Genomic DNA, 14944 nt, shown 5'->3' with positions numbered 1-14944 from the left:
CCCATGAGCACTGAAGTCAAGGTCCCCGTTCTCGGCGAATCGATCACCGAGGCCACTGTCGGTGAATGGCTTAAGAAGCCCGGCGACGCGGTGAAGCAGGACGAACCGATCTGCAGCCTAGAAACCGACAAGGTCGCCATCGATGTCGGCGCGCCGACTTCCGGCGTGTTGGGCGAGCAGCTCGCCGCCGCTGGCGATACGGTCACGGTCGGCGCGGTGATCGCCACGATCACCGATGGCGCAGGCGCCGGCGATACCGGCGTTGCCCCGCGCAAGGACGAAACCGCATCGGTTCCCGCACAGGACACGCCCGAAGCATCCGATGACGATGCCGTCGTCCTCTCTCCCGCCGTGCGCCGCGCGGTGCTGGAGCATGGGATCGACCCGACCACGGTCAAGGGCACCGGCAAGGACGGCCGCCTCACCAAGGAAGACGTGCTCGCTGCCGCAGAGGCAAAGAAGAGCGGCGCTGCGGCCCCCGCACCGGCCCCCGCACCCACTGCCGCCCCGGCAGGTGCAGACCGCAATGTCGAGCGGGTAAAGATGACCCGCCTGCGCCAGACGATCGCCAAGCGGCTCAAGAGCGCGCAGGACACCGCGGCCCTGCTGACCACCTTCAACGACGTCGACATGACCGCCGTGATGGAGGCTCGCAACAAGTACAAGGACCTGTTCGCCAAGAAGCATGACGTACGGCTCGGCTTCATGGGCTTTTTCGCCAAGGCGGCCTGCCTTGCGCTGAAGGACGTTCCCAGCGTGAACGCCCAGATCGAAGGTGACGAAATTCTCTATCACGATTTCGTCGACATCTCGGTTGCCGTCTCGGCCCCGAACGGCCTTGTCGTCCCGGTGCTGCGCGATGCCGACAAGAAGAGCTTCGCACAGATCGAGGGCGGCATCGCCGACTTCGGCAAGCGCGCCAAGGAAGGCACGTTGACGATGGAAGACATGAAGGGCGGCACCTTCACGATTTCCAACGGCGGCGTCTTCGGTTCGCTGATGTCGACCCCGATCATCAACCCGCCGCAGAGCGCGGTTCTGGGCCTCCACCGGATCGAGGACCGTCCGGTTGTCGTCGATGGTCAGATCGTAATTCGGCCGATGATGTACATCGCCCTGTCATACGACCATCGGATTATCGACGGACGCGAGGCAGTTACGGCACTGAAGATCATCAAGGAAGCGATAGAGGATCCGACCCGCCTCCTGATCGATCTTTGATCGGCCGCACCCGCACGGTTTACGGAAAACGAGAGCAAGATAATGGCTGAATTCGACTTCGATCTGATCGTCATCGGTGCCGGACCCGGCGGCTACGTGGCCGCGATCCGCGCCGCACAGCTGGGGCTGAAGACGGCCTGCGTGGAAAGCCGCGAAACGCTTGGCGGCACTTGCCTCAACGTCGGTTGCATCCCGTCGAAGGCCATGCTGCACGGCTCGGAACTGTTCGAGGAAGCGAAAGACGGTACGCTGGCCAAGTTCGGCGTGAAAATCCCTGCTCCCGAACTCGACTTGTCCGCACTACAGGGCGAGAAGGCGGCTGCGGTCAAGGAACTGACCGGCGGGATCGAGTACCTGTTCAAGAAGAACAAGGTAACCTGGCTGAAGGGCAAGGGTTCGTTCGTCGACAAGCACACCGTCGCAGTGGGTGACGCGCAGCACACCGGCAAAAACATCGTCATCGCCACCGGCTCATCGGTCACACCCCTGCCCGGCGTCACGGTCGATAATGAAGCCGGCGTGATAGTGGACAGCACCGGCGCACTGGCGTTGGATCGCGTGCCGGAAAAGATGGTCGTCATCGGCGGCGGCGTAATCGGGCTTGAGCTTGGCTCGGTCTGGCGCCGCCTCGGTGCGGAAGTCACGGTCGTGGAATTCCTCGACCAGTTGCTGCCCGGCATGGACGGTGCGGTGCGCAAGGAAGCGGCCAAGATCTTCAAGAAGCAGGGCATGGAGCTCAAGCTTTCGACCAAGGTAACCGGTGCCGCAGTCAAGAATGGCAAGGCAACGCTGACGCTTGAGCCTGCCGCAGGCGGCGACAGCGAAACTCTCGAAGCCGACTGCGTCCTCGTCGCGATCGGCCGCAAGCCCAACACCGACGGCCTCAACCTCGAAGCCATCGGCCTCAGCACCAACCAGCGCGGCCAGATCGAAACGGACCACGACTTCCTGACGAAGGTCGACAGCGTCTGGGCCATTGGCGACGTGATCCCCGGCCCGATGCTGGCGCACAAGGCAGAGGATGAAGGCATTGCGGTTGCAGAAAACATCGCGGGCGAAACCGGCATCGTGAACCATGCCGTGATCCCCAGCGTCGTCTATACGATGCCGGAAATCGCCGGCGTGGGTCTGACCGAGGAAGCCGCCAAGGAAGCGGGCCACACCGTCAAGGTCGGCAACTTCCCGATGATGGCCAACAGCCGTGCCAAGACCAACCGCGAACCGGAAGGTTTCGTCAAGGTGATCGCCGACGCGGAGACCGACCGGGTGCTCGGTGCATGGTGCATCGCTTCGCTGGCGGGCACGATGATCGCCCAGGTTGCGCAAGCGATGGAGTTCGGTGCCACGTCCGAAGATATCGCCTATACCTGCCACGCGCACCCGACCCATTCGGAAGCGGTGAAGGAAGCGGCGATGGCCGTTCGGGGCAAGCCGATCCACATTTGATGGCCATCCACACCTGACGTTTACCTCGATTTGACAGAAATCCCTTCGCCTGCGCGAAATATGCGCGAGCGGAGGGATTTTTCGTATGCGCATACTTAAAAGCATCCACACTTGGCTGGGCTGGCTCATCGCCGTACCGCTGCTTTTGTGGACGATAAGCGGCCTTGTCATGGTGGCGAAGCCGGAAGCTGAGACAAAGGGCGAGCATTACCGCCTCAATGCCGCCGCCCGTGCCCTGCCCCCCGGCTGGCTTGCCGCGCAGCTGATCGAAGGGGAAGACCGTCCCGTAGAGATGCGCACCCGTATGCAGGGTAACTCCGCCGTGACCAGCGCGATTTACTCCGATGGCAAGATCGAACGGTATTTTGCGAAATCCGGGGAGCCGGTCCCCGAAATAGACCTTGCGGCCGCGCGCACGATTGTCGCCATGGAAATTGCCGGAGGCGACAAGGTCGATTCCGTCCGCTTCTTCGAGGCAGAGAACACGCCTGGCGATTTCGGCCGGAAGGTTCCAGTCTGGCAAGTCGTTTTGAGGGACGGCACAAATGTCTACGTCGGCCGGGAAAGCGGTGACATCGAAGCGATCCGCACGCCGTGGTGGCGCACGAACGAAACGTTCCGGAACCTCCACACGTTGCGTGGGAACGTCGGGAACATAAAGGGTCTCGCCTATGGCCTGCTTGCCGTGCTGGCGATCTTGCTCCTCACCTCCTTGACGTTGAGGCGCAGGGAAAAGTCACAGCTGAAAGCTGATGCTCCGATAACGGCACCGGAAAGTTCCGTTTGAGAGCGGGTGCCAACCCCGACTACTGTACCAGCGCGTAATCGGGGCCTTTGGCTGTGTCATAGCGGTCATCGGGTGCACCACGCTCCCACGTATCGTCAGCACTTTCGGGCGAAGGCTTCACGCCGGCGTCCTGCGCAGGAAGGTCGGGAGCACCCTCCCCGATACGCTCACGTGCGCTGGCGTAGTAATCTTCGTCCCGCGAATCCGCAGCACCCCAGCGATCGTCATCATCATCTCGGTCATCATCGTCATACCGTTCACTGCGAGAGGAACCGCTCGCGATGTCGATATCCCGGATACGCCCGTCCACACTGAAGGAGCAGGAGAACCGTCCGCCGCGCGCAAGATCGCCTTCGACCTCCCAGCCCGACCCGTCGCGTTCTGCGGTATCGACAGTCGCGACGCGTTCGCTGCGTTCAACTTCGTAGACGCAATCCTCGATCGCTCCGTCTATGCCGCGACGGGCATAATCGTCGCGAGGGTAGTTCCGATCGCGGTAATTGGCATCGGCATCGTAATCGGGCCGGTCGCGATAGCGATAATCCCGATAGCGTTCGTCACGTTCTCGGTATTTGCGCTCATTCGAGTTGTCGATGGCCTTGGCCACCGCGACTGCACCGCCAAGGATCAGGATCCCGGCAAGGATACCACCGCCATCCGAGTGGCGATGACCACGACGGTGGCGCTCCCAACCGTGCACCGTCTCGTCCTCTATGCTCCATGCATTCGCTACCGGGTTGATACCGGGAACACCAAGGGAAGCGGCCTGCGCCGGAATTGCGAGCGAGGAAGCCGCCAACAGGGCAGCCGCATCGGCGAGCTTGTTGATGCGAATGGTCATAGGTTTGCGATCCCTGAACCGGCGCAGGAAGCGCCAATATGAGCGTTGGATACGACGAGTCGGGTTACCCAAAGCTGAACCGCCAACATGCGAATGACCCCGGCGGGAAGGGGGAACCGCCGGGGCCAAACCTGTTATCAAGATGCAAATCAGTGAACGGTCAACGCAGACCGCGGATACCGGAATAGTCGATGTCGCGGACACGGCCATATTTGACGTCGCAAGTGAACTTTCCGCTGTCCCATCCACCCATGCGATTGTTCCAGCCACGATAGTCGTTATCCCAGCCGCGACCGTAGCGTCCGCCGCGATAACCGGTATCGACCGCAATGCGGCCCCTGATACGATAACCGCCATTCCTGCGGTCGACATCGCGGATGTCAGTCACGTCCGCATCGCGGAAACCGCGACGACGGGCATCGCGCTCTGCCGCACGTACGCACTGTTCAACAGCGCTGCGAGCGCTGCCACGGCGATCATAGTCACGGTAACGGCCATCGTAATCGCGGTAGCGACCGTCGCGGTAATCGCGATCGTAATAATAGTCGTCACCGCGGCGATCCTTGCTGGCGGCGCTGGCGATGGCGGCAATGCCGCCGATGATGAGTGCGCCGGCAATCACGTCGCCGGCATCGATGCCGTCATCGTGGTGGCGGTCGCGCGCAAATGCGGGAGTGGCAGAGGCGAGAGCCATCGCGCCGGCCGCAGTAGAGCCAATCACGGCTTTGGTAAGAGTGTTCATCGGTGCGATCCTTTGCTCTGAACGGACAGAATAGCCCGGACAAGACAAGGGATAGCGATTCGGCCGTGAGACCAAGCTGAATTCCGGCGTCAGCAGTTGTTCATTTTTATGGCAAATTTTATGAACGCTGATGTGTCGAAAGAAAGGCGCCGCCTGCATCACAGCAGGCAGCGCCTTGTGCTTTTCGTCACGCGCGAACCGGTCGCGCGCAGTTCGAACGAAGCCTATCAGGCCTCTTCGTGTTCTTCTTCTTCGCTCATGACCGGACCGGAATCCTGGCCCTTGGCGTCGACATCACGGTCGACCAGCTCGATGATCGCAATCGGAGCGGCGTCCGAAGCGCGGATGCCGGCCTTGATGATGCGGGTGTAGCCGCCGTCACGGTCCTTGTAACGCTCTGCCAGAACGTCGAACAGCTTGGCCAGCTGCGCATCGTCGAGCAACTTCGAGTTGGCGAGACGACGGTTCGAGAGACCACCGCGCTTGGCGAGCGTGATCAGCTTTTCTACGTAGGGACGCAGTTCGCGAGCCTTCGGCGTCGTGGTCTTGATCTGCTCGTGCTTGATGAGGGCGGCTGCCATGTTGCGCAGGAGGGCCTTGCGGTGGCCGGTCTTACGCTGGAGCTTACGCCCACCCATCTTGTGACGCATAGTTTTTTCCTTCGTTCGTAGGGGGCCCGTGTAAGGTAGCCCGATCCTGGCTGTTGTCTGGGGTCAGCCATGAACCCCGAAATCCGTCCCGGCGTTAACCGGGACGGGAATTCGATCAGCCCAGAAGTTCCTGTTCGAGCTTCTTGGCCATCTCTTCGATGTTTTCCGGTGGCCAGCCGGGGATGTCCATGCCGAGGCGCAGGCCCATCGACGACAAGACTTCCTTGATCTCGTTGAGCGACTTGCGGCCGAAGTTCGGCGTGCGGAGCATCTCGGCCTCGGTCTTCTGGACCAGGTCGCCGATGTAGATGATGTTGTCGTTCTTGAGACAGTTGGCCGAACGGACCGACAGTTCCAACTCATCGACCTTCTTGAGAAGGTAGCGATTGAGCTGGTTCGCGTCGTTCTCTTCCGGAGCAACGGCAACGCCGGCGACCTGCGGTGAGCCCTGCGGAATACCTTCCTCGAAGTGGACGAACAGAGCCAGTTGATCCTGCAGAATGCGCGCTGCGTAGGCAACCGCGTCTTCCGGCGTGACCGTACCGTCGGTTTCAACCGTCAGCGACAGCTTGTCGTAGTCCAGTTCCTGGCCGACGCGGGCATTCTCAACCTTGTAGGAAACCTGACGGACCGGCGAGTACAGCGAGTCGATCGGGATAAGGCCGATTGGCGCATCCGCAGTGCGGTTCTGTACGGCCGGGGCATAGCCCTTGCCAGTGTCGGCGGTCAGCTCCATGTTGAGCGTCGCACCTTCGTCGAGGTGGCAGATCACAAGGTCCTTGTTCATGACCTCGATGTCGCCAGAAACCTGAATATCACCGGCCGTGACTTCGGCGGGGCCAGTGGCGGACAGGTTCAGGCGCTTAAAGCCCTCGCCTTCCATCTTCAGCGCAACCTGCTTGATGTTGAGGACGATGTCGGTGATGTCCTCACGCACGCCTGCCAGCGAGCTGAACTCGTGCAGGACATTGTCGATCTTGATCGACGTAATCGCAGCGCCCTGCAAGCTGGAGAGCAGCACGCGGCGCAGCGCATTGCCGAGCGTCAGGCCAAAACCGCGCTCGAGCGGTTCAGCAACGAAAGTAGCGCGCAGCTTGGCATCGCCCTGCGACTTGATCTCGAGGCTGTTGGGCTTCTTCAGTTCCTGCCAGTTCTTGATATTGACGGACATGGACTTCCCCTAGGGTTTGTCGGTTCTTATCCGGGGTGCGTATGGAGGGAATACGCCTTCCCCACAGTATCGATCCGAAACAGGCGAGTGGGTGGACGGGCCGTGGATCCTTCGGCCCGCCCCTCGCCTTTTTCAGATCAGACGCGGCGGCGCTTGGACGGACGCACACCGTTATGCGGGATCGGGGTCACGTCGCGGATCGAGGTGATGGTGAAACCCACCGCCTGCAGCGCACGAAGCGCGCTTTCACGACCCGAACCCGGCCCCTTCACCTCGACCTCGAGCGTACGGACGCCGTGTTCGGCTGCCTTCTTGCCCGCATCGTCAGCCGCGACCTGCGCAGCGTAGGGAGTCGACTTGCGGCTGCCCTTGAAGCCCATCATGCCCGCGCTGGACCAGCTGATCGCATTACCCTGCGCATCGGTGATGGTGATCATGGTGTTGTTGAAGCTGGCGTTCACGTGAGCGACGCCACTGGAAATGTTCTTGCGTTCACGGCGCCGAATGCGCTGGGGTTCGCGTGCCATTGTCTTGGTTCCTGTATCCTGAAGGAAGGGTCAGCCTGCTGCCGGAAAGGCGCGGCTTACTTCTTCTTGCCGGCGATGGGCTTCGCCTTGCCCTTGCGGGTGCGCGCATTGGTGTGCGTGCGCTGTCCGCGGACGGGAAGACCCTTGCGGTGACGCAGGCCGCGATAGCAGGCCAGGTCCATGAGGCGCTTGATGTTCATCGCGGTATCACGACGAAGGTCGCCTTCGACGAGGTAGTCTGCGTCGATCGTTTCACGGATCTGCAGTACCTCTGCGTCGGACAGATCCTGAACGCGGCGGGTGTGATCGATGCCCAGCTTGTCGGCGATTTCCTTGGCGGACTTCGGACCGATTCCGTGGATATAGGTGAGCGCGATGATAACGCGCTTATTGGTGGGGATGTTTACCCCGGCAATACGAGCCACTTAATTCTCCATGCTCCACAGGGGTGGCTTTGAACCAGACCCCTATCTCAACGCTTGCGAACGCCCGTCGGGCGATCGGGATATGCCGTAACGGCAAAAAGCCCGGGTGGCACGCGACTTGCCGCGAACCTGCCGGACCAACCCGATTTATGACGAGCGAAGGGCGCGCTTACGGTGATTCGAGCACAGTGTCAACGGCGCAAGAGGAAAGCGCTGCCGGGCCAGCAAGAGCCCGGAAGAGGTCAGCGCCAACCAGCGCCCTCCCCGGCTTCATAAACCATGTCGGCGGACCGGTCAAAAGTATCGTCAGAAATTGGTTGTGGCGCGCCGCCACGCCGATGCCGACGGTATGGCAGCGCGCGTACCAGCTCAGACCACCCCGAAGGCAAGCATCGCATCGGCCACTTTCTTGAAGCCAGCGATGTTCGCGCCGCGTACGTAATCGGTATAGCCACCGCCCATCTCGCCGTACGTCAGGCAACGCGCGTGGATGCCATCCATGATATCGCGCAGCATGGCCTGGAGCTCCTCTTCCTTCCATGCACGGCGTTCGGAATTCTGGCTCATCTCCAGCCCGGATACGGCGACGCCGCCCGCGTTGGCCGCCTTGCCGGGCGCGAACATGATCTTTGCGTCCTTGAAGGCATGCACTGCATCGAGGTTCGATGGCATATTGGCGCCTTCGGAAACCGCGATGCATCCGTTGGCGACAAGCGCTTTGGCATCGGGGCCGAGCAGTTCGTTCTGGGTCGCGCAGGGCAGCGCGACGTCGCACGGCACGTTCCACGGCGTCTGCCCTTCATGGAAAGTCGCGCCCTTGAACTCTTCGACATATTCACTGATCCGCCCTCGCCGATGGGTCTTGTGCGCCTTGACCCAGTCGATCTTATCCTGCGTCAGGCCATCGGGATCATAGATGAACCCGCCGGAATCGGACAGCGTGACCGGCTTGCCGCCCAATTGCACGATCTTTTCCGCAGCGTGGGTCGCCACGTTGCCCGATCCGGAGATTACGGCGACTTTCCCGTGCAGGTCCTGCTCCTTGTGCTGAAGCATGTTGAGCAGGAAATAGACCGCACCGTAACCGGTCGCCTCCGGCCGGATCATCGAACCGCCATATTCAAGCCCCTTGCCTGTCAGCACGCCGGTGAACTGGTTAGTGATCCGCTTGTACTGGCCGAACATATAGCCGATCTCGCGCCCGCCGACGCCGATGTCACCCGCCGGCACGTCCACATCAGCGCCAATGTGCCGGTAAAGTTCGGTCATGAAGGACTGGCAGAAGCGCATGATCTCGCGCACGCTCTTGCCCTTGGGATTGAAGTTCGATCCGCCCTTGCCACCACCCATGGGAAGGCCGGTCAGCGCGTTCTTGAACGTCTGCTCGAAGGCGAGAAACTTAAGGACGCTCTCGTTCACACTGGGATGAAAGCGAATGCCGCCCTTGTAAGGGCCGATCGCATTGTTGTTCTGAACGCGCCACCCGCGCTGGACACGGATATTGCCGCTGTCGTCTTCCCAACACACGCGGAAAGAAACGATGCGATCCGGCTCCGCGATACGGCGCAGGATCTGTTGCTCGTGGTACTCTTCCTTGTCCGCGATGAACTCGAAAATATCCTCGGCCACTTCCTGCACGGCCTGGACGAATTCGTCCTGATGCGGATTGCGACGTTTCACGCCCTCCATGAATGTCGGCAGGTCGACGTGATCGGAAATGGCCATCTGATATACTCCCCCAGTTGGTGTCGAGGCGCGAGTCACCCCGTATCGACTTGAACCATACGCTGTTTGCGAAAGCGTGAAAGGGGAGCCGTCAGCGCGTATCGAACTCGTCTAGCGGGCCGGCCACCTGGGCTTCATTCTCCGTGCGCTTTTCTGCCTCGTCCGTACTGTGGTCCACATCGTCGAGGAAGTCGGCGCCGAAATTGCGATCGTCAGCTGCCGGGCTTGCCGCGGGAACTTCGTCCGCGGGAGTGGCAGTTGCGTCGATCGGATCCTCGGCAACGCTCGACGCTGGCAGTTCGATCGATGCGGGCGGCGTATCCAGCGGGCCGATCTTCTGTGCAAGACGGGAAAGTTGCTCGCCAATGACACTGTCCACTGCGGCGCCGATCTTGTCACGATCGAAACGAATGGTCCCGCCCACCACGTATTCGAAGAGGATGCGGGTCCCGCCGTCGACGGCCTTCAGGGTGATCGTCATCACTGCACCGACCGGTTCACTCTGCAAAGGGCCAAGCGTTCCGGAAAGCCGCATCGCTGTGCCGGGATCTGCAAAGATCACTTCCATGTGCCGAACGCTGCCCGGCACCGGACGATCCTCTCCGGCGGGCAGCATTTCGCAAAAGCATCCCCCTGCACGTGCATCGAGCGTAAGGTTCTGGGCATCGCCGGAAAATGAATGCGCGCCGTTCCACCAAGAGGCCGGCTCGACCAATACGGCCCACACACCTTCAGGGGGTGTGGCAACCAGAGCGGTATGGCGGGTGACGAAGCCGTTATCGCCCACCGGCACCAACTCGGCATGAGCGGACGTTGCCGCCAAACCGATACCGGTCGCTAGAATGGTTGCAATTTTGCGCATGGTGCCCTTTCCCTGTTCAGGAAAGGGCTAGCACAGCGAACCGCGCGGTCAATCAGCGCGTTTCGCCGACCGCACCCGCTCAGTCGTCGAGGATGTCGTTGATCGCGCTCGTGACATGGTCGATGTCGGCCATGCCATCGACCCGCGAAACGATGCCGCGCTGTTCATAGAACGGCAGGATCGGCGCGGTCTTGGCACGATATTCGGCCATGCGGGTGCGCACGGTTTCCTCGTTGTCGTCCGGACGGCGCTTGAACTCCGTCCCGCCGCACTTGTCGCACGCGCCTTCCTGCTTCGGGCGCTCGAACTTGTCGTGATACCCCTTGCCGCAGTTGGCGCACGTGAAGCGACCGGTAATGCGTTCGACAAGCGCGTCCTCGTTCACTTCCAGCTCGATAACATGCGCGAGCGTGCGACCGTGGTTCTGCAGGATCTCGTCCAGCATCACGGCCTGCGCTTCGGTGCGGGGATAGCCATCGAAAATCGCACCGACGTTGGCACCCATCGATTCCAGCTCGTCACTGATCAATGCAGAGACGATCGTGTCGGAAACCAGTTCGCCCGCATCCATCACGGCCTTGGCCTGGATGCCGACCGGCGTCTGGGCCTTGACCGCTGCGCGAAGCATGTCGCCGGTCGAAAGCTGACGCATGCCGTGCTTTTCGACAAGGCGCTGCGACTGAGTACCCTTGCCAGCGCCCGGAGGGCCGAGGAGGATGATGTTCACGTGAAGACTCTCCCTGTTGCCACGCGATCTATTGATCAGCGGAGCCGCCCTTTCAACTTAGCCTTTTTGATAAGATCGCCGTACTGGTGCGCCAGCAGATGGCTCTGGATCTGCGCGATCGTGTCCACGGTCACGTTGACGACGATCAGCAGGCTCGTCCCGCCAAGGAAGAATGGCAGGCCGGTCTGGCCGATAACGTATTCGGGCAGGACACAAACGAGAGCGAGGTAGGCCGCACCGATCACGGTAATGCGCGTTAGGACATAGTCCAGATAATCGGCTGTCCGCTTGCCGGGACGGATGCCGGGGATGAACCCGCCATTCCGCTTCAGGTTATCCGCCGTCTCTTCCGGGTTGAACACGACCGCTGTGTAAAAGAAGGCGAAGAACACGATACCGATTGCATAGAGCGAGAGATAGATCGGCTGACCGTGCTGCAGGTACTGGTTCAGTGTCACGAGGACGCCGCCCATCGTGCTGTCGGGCGAGATCGAGTTTTGTGCAAACTGCGTGATCGTCAGCGGCAGGAGCAGCAAAGACGATGCGAAGATCGGCGGAATTACGCCAGCGGTGTTCAGCTTGAGCGGCAGGTGCGAACGATCCGCCTGCATCATGCCGCGCTGGCTGGCGCGCTTGGGATACTGGATCAGAAGACGACGCTGGGCACGTTCCATGAAGCAGATGAACAGGATCAGGCCGACAATCACGACGATCAGCGCAACGATCAGGAACGGAGAGATCGATCCCGAACGACCGCCTTCGAACAGCTGGGCCGTAATGGTCGGGAACTGGGCGATGATGCCCGCCATGATGATCAGCGAGACGCCATTGCCGATGCCGCGCGAAGTGATCTGCTCACCCAGCCACAGCAGAAACATGGTGCCACCCACGAGGCTGATAACGGCTCCGATGCGGAACATGTAACCCGGCGCCACGACCGCGTGCAGACCGCTGGACGCCGCAAAGGTTTCGAGACCGACGGCGAGGAAATACCCCTGAATGGCGGTCAGGCCCACAGTGCCGTAACGGGTGTACTGGTTCAGCTTCTTGCGACCGCTCTCACCTTCTTTCTTCAGCGCGGCCAGCGCGGGATGTAGCGCGGCGGCAAGCTGAACAACGATCGATGCGGTAATGTAAGGCATAATGCCGAGCGCGATGAGGCTCATACGCTCGAGGCTGCCGCCCGAGAAGGTATTGAAAAGGTCGAGCACGCCGCCGCGCGTCTGCGCGTAGAGATCCTGCAGGATCAGCGGGTTCACGCCGGGAAGCGGAACGAAGCTCAGGAAGCGGAAAACGATGAGCGCGCCCAGGGTGAACCAGATACGCTGCTTGAGCTCGGTCGCCTTGCCGAAATTGGCCAGGGACATGTTGCTCGCGATGTTGTCGGCGCGTGAAGCCATGATCTTGATACTGTCGCCTTGCGGGGAACGGAGGCGGTCATCCGCCTGCCAGTCAGGAACAGGCCATATAGGGAGAGGGCGAGGATGCAAACACCCCCGCCCTGCCCTATGTCCCGATTATTCGGCCTCGGCCGTTTCAGCCTTGGCCGCGACGGTCGTCTCGACCGAGCCGCCGAGCTTTTCGACCTGCGCAACGGCGCCCTTCGAGGCACCGGCGACCTTGAAACTTGCCTTCGTGGTCAGTTCACCCTTCGCGAGAAGGCGGACACCATCCTTGCCGCCGCGAGCAAGACCTGCGGCTTGCAGCACTTCATGATCGATCACGCCCGATGCATCGAGCTTGCCGGCATCGATGAACTTCTGGATCATGCCGAGATTGACCTGTGCATAGTCCTTGCCGAACGGATTGTTGAAACCGCGCTTCGGCAGACGCATGTGCAGCGGCATCTGGCCGCCTTCGAATCCGGCAATCGAAACGCCCGAACGTGCCTTCGCACCCTTCTGGCCGCGGCCACCGGTCTTGCCCTTGCCCGAGCCGATGCCACGGCCGATGCGCATGCGGCGATGACGGGCGCCTTCGTTGTCACGGATATCTGTCAGTTTCATAGCAACACTCGCTTTCGCTTTGATTCGCGTTGGAGGGCCCAGCAGGCCCGGGAAGGGGCGCGCTTAGGGCATAGAGCCGCGCTTGTCGACCCTCACTTGGCTCGATGCGCGGGCGCCCAGTTTCCGGGGTAGCGAAAAGAACGCTGAAACAGCGAATTGCACTTGGTATGTCGAACATTTAGAAGGATTCAAACGAATAGTATGGGGCATATGGCCGTATCGAGATCAATCCTGCTTGCGGGGACCACGCTCATGCTCGTCTCATGCGGTGGAGGCGATACCGCATCGGCACCGCCCGTCACCGTCACGCCCGGTCCCACGCCGTCGCCGACACCGACGCCAGCACCCTCCTCCGCGCCATCACCAACACCTGCCCCGACTCCAAGCGAGGCGAGAGAACGCCTGAAATACGCCCTGCAGTTCGGTGCTGTACCGATCGTCGAGGCGGTTACGACACAGATCACGAGCAGCCTCGATCCGATCATCGAAAACGCTTACGAAATAGACAAAAGCGATAGCCGCGTGCGGTTGATCGGCGGGCGGTATGCCACCGCCGCCACATATCCCGGCAACCAGTTCCGCCTGCCACAGGCAATCACGCTGACGACACCGACATTCGATGCCAACGGCTATGCATCGCAAAGGCGCGGCAACCTTACCGGCGTCGAATTCATACTCCCCGCAGGCCAGTCGACTTTCGAACTAGTCAGCATGGACGACGGCGCATTTGGTGGAATTCTCATCGAGATCGACGGCAAGCGAACCAGCACGGCCTCGCTGGATTTCGGCCATACCGGATTGGGTCGGAAGCGCTATACGCAAGTCGTGCTGCCAGCAGCCTTGATCGATCGGCGCATCACTATCACTTCCGGCTATCTGAGCTTCTCTGGATTACGGCTACCGGCCAGTGAAAATATCGGTGCAGCACCGGATATCTGGGACTATGCGGCTAGCGTCGTATTCGTCGGCGATTCCATCACGGAGGGCGTCGTTGCGACACACAAATCGAACGGGTGGCCAGCGCAAACTGCAGAGCGACTCGGCATTGCCAATCCCATCGTGTCCGCAATCGGCGGGACCGGTTATATCAAGCGCCGTGGCGAGCAATTCAATTTCCTCGACCGGCCGGACGACGTTCTGATGGCCGTCGATGGAGGCCCACCGGACATGGTTGTGATTGCCGGCGGGATCAACGATTGCGGCAGTTATACGCCCGACGAGATCGGGGCTGCGGCGGAGCAGTACTTCACGACGCTAAGAGCAGGCGCACCCGATCTTGCCATCGTTGTATTCGGTCCCTTCGCCGGCAGTGCAGACTACACGGAAAGCCTTGCGGCATGCCGCGATGCAATCTTCATGGCAGCCGACAGCGTCAGCGGAACCTATAAGGTCGACGTTACAGATTGGGTAACCGCGGATAACGAGGCAATCGTGTTCGACGCGACATCGGAAGGCCCTCACCCCGGCGATGCCGGGCACGCGCTGTATGGCCAGAAAGCAGCCGTAGCCCTACGGGAAATCATCAACGCACTCTGATCGAGTTCCGGTCGGGCGTTTGCAACAAAAGAAAAGACCCCGCGCTAGCGTTAGCGCGGGGTCTTTTCATGTTCGATGTCCGGCTGGCGCTCAGTCCACGATCTCGACGAGATGGGGAACCTTGGCTACAGCGCCGCGAACTTCAGCTGTGTCCTGCAGCTCGACAACCTTGTGCATCTTGTTCAGGCCCAGGCCGATGAGGATCTTCCTCTGGCTTTCAGGGCGACGGATCGGCGAACCGATCTGCTTGATCTTGACGGTCTTCGCTTTCGCCATGA

The 14944-nt window shown here is 61.0% G+C and carries 16 protein-coding genes; 4 read left to right on the top strand and 12 right to left on the bottom strand.

All coding sequences use genetic code 11. The annotated features are described in order from the left end of the window. Positions 1–3 precede the first annotated feature (3 nt). From odhB to A7A77_RS01780, 3 genes are all read left to right on the top strand, one after another. Complete coding sequence (gene odhB / locus A7A77_RS01790; RefSeq protein ID WP_066552677.1) at positions 4–1221, top strand: 2-oxoglutarate dehydrogenase complex dihydrolipoyllysine-residue succinyltransferase; 1218 nt, start codon at positions 4–6, stop codon at positions 1219–1221. Positions 1222–1263: 42 nt separating this feature from the next. Beyond that, the gene (gene lpdA, locus A7A77_RS01785) at positions 1264–2667 is read left to right on the top strand and encodes a dihydrolipoyl dehydrogenase (RefSeq protein WP_066552675.1); all 1404 of its coding nucleotides are present in this window, start codon (positions 1264–1266) and stop codon (positions 2665–2667) included. A gap of 85 nt (positions 2668–2752) precedes the next feature. Continuing rightward, a complete protein-coding gene (locus A7A77_RS01780) occupies positions 2753–3454 on the top strand; it encodes a PepSY domain-containing protein (protein WP_066552673.1) in 702 nt (233 codons plus the stop codon). Between the two features lie 19 nt (positions 3455–3473). On the opposite strand, the gene A7A77_RS01775 is transcribed toward A7A77_RS01780, so the two are convergent. The 11 genes from A7A77_RS01775 to rplO all read right to left on the bottom strand — a co-directional run bounded on the left by A7A77_RS01775 (position 3474) and on the right by rplO (position 13130). Further along, positions 3474–4295 carry a hypothetical protein gene (locus A7A77_RS01775; RefSeq protein ID WP_066552671.1) on the bottom strand — a complete coding sequence of 274 codons (822 nt, stop codon included), beginning with the start codon at positions 4293–4295 and terminating at the stop codon, positions 3474–3476. Positions 4296–4455: 160 nt separating this feature from the next. After that, positions 4456–5037, bottom strand: a complete 582-nt coding sequence (locus tag A7A77_RS01770; RefSeq protein ID WP_066552670.1) for a hypothetical protein — start codon at positions 5035–5037, stop codon at positions 4456–4458. A gap of 227 nt (positions 5038–5264) precedes the next feature. Then, positions 5265–5687 carry a 50S ribosomal protein L17 gene (rplQ, locus tag A7A77_RS01765; RefSeq protein ID WP_066552666.1) on the bottom strand — a complete coding sequence of 141 codons (423 nt, stop codon included), beginning with the start codon at positions 5685–5687 and terminating at the stop codon, positions 5265–5267. 115 nt (positions 5688–5802) lie between these two features. Beyond that, positions 5803–6858, bottom strand: coding sequence for a DNA-directed RNA polymerase subunit alpha (locus A7A77_RS01760; protein ID WP_066552663.1), 1056 nt, complete (start codon positions 6856–6858; stop codon positions 5803–5805). A gap of 137 nt (positions 6859–6995) precedes the next feature. After that, positions 6996–7385: a 30S ribosomal protein S11 gene (gene rpsK, locus A7A77_RS01755; RefSeq protein WP_047820301.1), complete on the bottom strand. Its 390-nt coding sequence runs from the start codon at positions 7383–7385 to the stop codon at positions 6996–6998. 56 nt (positions 7386–7441) lie between these two features. Continuing rightward, positions 7442–7810, bottom strand: coding sequence for a 30S ribosomal protein S13 (rpsM, locus tag A7A77_RS01750; RefSeq protein WP_066552661.1), 369 nt, complete (start codon positions 7808–7810; stop codon positions 7442–7444). Between the two features lie 369 nt (positions 7811–8179). Then, positions 8180–9535, bottom strand: a complete 1356-nt coding sequence (gdhA, locus tag A7A77_RS01745) for an NADP-specific glutamate dehydrogenase (RefSeq protein ID WP_066552660.1) — start codon at positions 9533–9535, stop codon at positions 8180–8182. 91 nt (positions 9536–9626) lie between these two features. Continuing rightward, positions 9627–10397 carry an SRPBCC family protein gene (locus tag A7A77_RS01740; RefSeq protein ID WP_066552658.1) on the bottom strand — a complete coding sequence of 257 codons (771 nt, stop codon included), beginning with the start codon at positions 10395–10397 and terminating at the stop codon, positions 9627–9629. A 79-nt stretch (positions 10398–10476) separates the two neighbouring features. Further along, positions 10477–11124: an adenylate kinase gene (locus A7A77_RS01735; RefSeq protein WP_066552656.1), complete on the bottom strand. Its 648-nt coding sequence runs from the start codon at positions 11122–11124 to the stop codon at positions 10477–10479. A gap of 35 nt (positions 11125–11159) precedes the next feature. Next, positions 11160–12524 carry a preprotein translocase subunit SecY gene (secY, locus tag A7A77_RS01730; protein WP_066552654.1) on the bottom strand — a complete coding sequence of 455 codons (1365 nt, stop codon included), beginning with the start codon at positions 12522–12524 and terminating at the stop codon, positions 11160–11162. A 117-nt stretch (positions 12525–12641) separates the two neighbouring features. Beyond that, positions 12642–13130 (bottom strand): 50S ribosomal protein L15, encoded by a 489-nt coding sequence (rplO, locus tag A7A77_RS01725; RefSeq protein ID WP_066552652.1) that lies wholly within the window; start codon positions 13128–13130, stop codon positions 12642–12644. Between the two features lie 252 nt (positions 13131–13382). Between rplO and A7A77_RS01720 the strand changes: the two genes are divergently transcribed. After that, positions 13383–14666 carry an SGNH/GDSL hydrolase family protein gene (locus tag A7A77_RS01720; RefSeq protein WP_066552650.1) on the top strand — a complete coding sequence of 428 codons (1284 nt, stop codon included), beginning with the start codon at positions 13383–13385 and terminating at the stop codon, positions 14664–14666. A 90-nt stretch (positions 14667–14756) separates the two neighbouring features. Here the strand turns inward: A7A77_RS01720 and rpmD are convergent, their stop codons facing one another. Beyond that, positions 14757–14942, bottom strand: coding sequence for a 50S ribosomal protein L30 (gene rpmD / locus A7A77_RS01715; RefSeq protein ID WP_066552648.1), 186 nt, complete (start codon positions 14940–14942; stop codon positions 14757–14759). Positions 14943–14944: the final 2 nt, after the last annotated feature.

This window comes from Croceicoccus bisphenolivorans, assembly GCF_001634625.1.
Classification (GTDB): domain Bacteria; phylum Pseudomonadota; class Alphaproteobacteria; order Sphingomonadales; family Sphingomonadaceae; genus Croceicoccus; species Croceicoccus bisphenolivorans.
The sequence above is the reverse complement of the archived record's forward strand: the minus strand, read 5'-3'. Positions and strand labels throughout refer to the sequence as shown.

Excerpts from the sequence above, each read along its gene's own strand:
- A7A77_RS01770 (WP_066552670.1), bottom strand. The coding sequence starts at position 5,037 with ATGAACACTCTTACCAAAGCCGTGATTGGCTCTACTGCGGCCGGCGCG.
- odhB (WP_066552677.1), top strand. The coding sequence starts at position 4 with ATGAGCACTGAAGTCAAGGTCCCCGTTCTCGGCGAATCGATCACCGAG.
- A7A77_RS01775 (WP_066552671.1), bottom strand. The coding sequence starts at position 4,295 with ATGACCATTCGCATCAACAAGCTCGCCGATGCGGCTGCCCTGTTGGCG.
- A7A77_RS01720 (WP_066552650.1), top strand. The coding sequence starts at position 13,383 with ATGCTCGTCTCATGCGGTGGAGGCGATACCGCATCGGCACCGCCCGTC.
- A7A77_RS01740 (WP_066552658.1), bottom strand. The coding sequence starts at position 10,397 with ATGCGCAAAATTGCAACCATTCTAGCGACCGGTATCGGTTTGGCGGCA.
- lpdA (WP_066552675.1), top strand. The coding sequence starts at position 1,264 with ATGGCTGAATTCGACTTCGATCTGATCGTCATCGGTGCCGGACCCGGC.
- gdhA (WP_066552660.1), bottom strand. The coding sequence starts at position 9,535 with ATGGCCATTTCCGATCACGTCGACCTGCCGACATTCATGGAGGGCGTG.
- rplQ (WP_066552666.1), bottom strand. The coding sequence starts at position 5,687 with ATGCGTCACAAGATGGGTGGGCGTAAGCTCCAGCGTAAGACCGGCCAC.
- A7A77_RS01780 (WP_066552673.1), top strand. The coding sequence starts at position 2,753 with ATGCGCATACTTAAAAGCATCCACACTTGGCTGGGCTGGCTCATCGCC.
- rplO (WP_066552652.1), bottom strand. The coding sequence starts at position 13,130 with ATGAAACTGACAGATATCCGTGACAACGAAGGCGCCCGTCATCGCCGC.
- secY (WP_066552654.1), bottom strand. The coding sequence starts at position 12,524 with ATGGCTTCACGCGCCGACAACATCGCGAGCAACATGTCCCTGGCCAAT.
- A7A77_RS01760 (WP_066552663.1), bottom strand. The coding sequence starts at position 6,858 with ATGTCCGTCAATATCAAGAACTGGCAGGAACTGAAGAAGCCCAACAGC.
- rpsK (WP_047820301.1), bottom strand. The coding sequence starts at position 7,385 with ATGGCACGCGAACCCCAGCGCATTCGGCGCCGTGAACGCAAGAACATT.
- rpmD (WP_066552648.1), bottom strand. The coding sequence starts at position 14,942 with ATGGCGAAAGCGAAGACCGTCAAGATCAAGCAGATCGGTTCGCCGATC.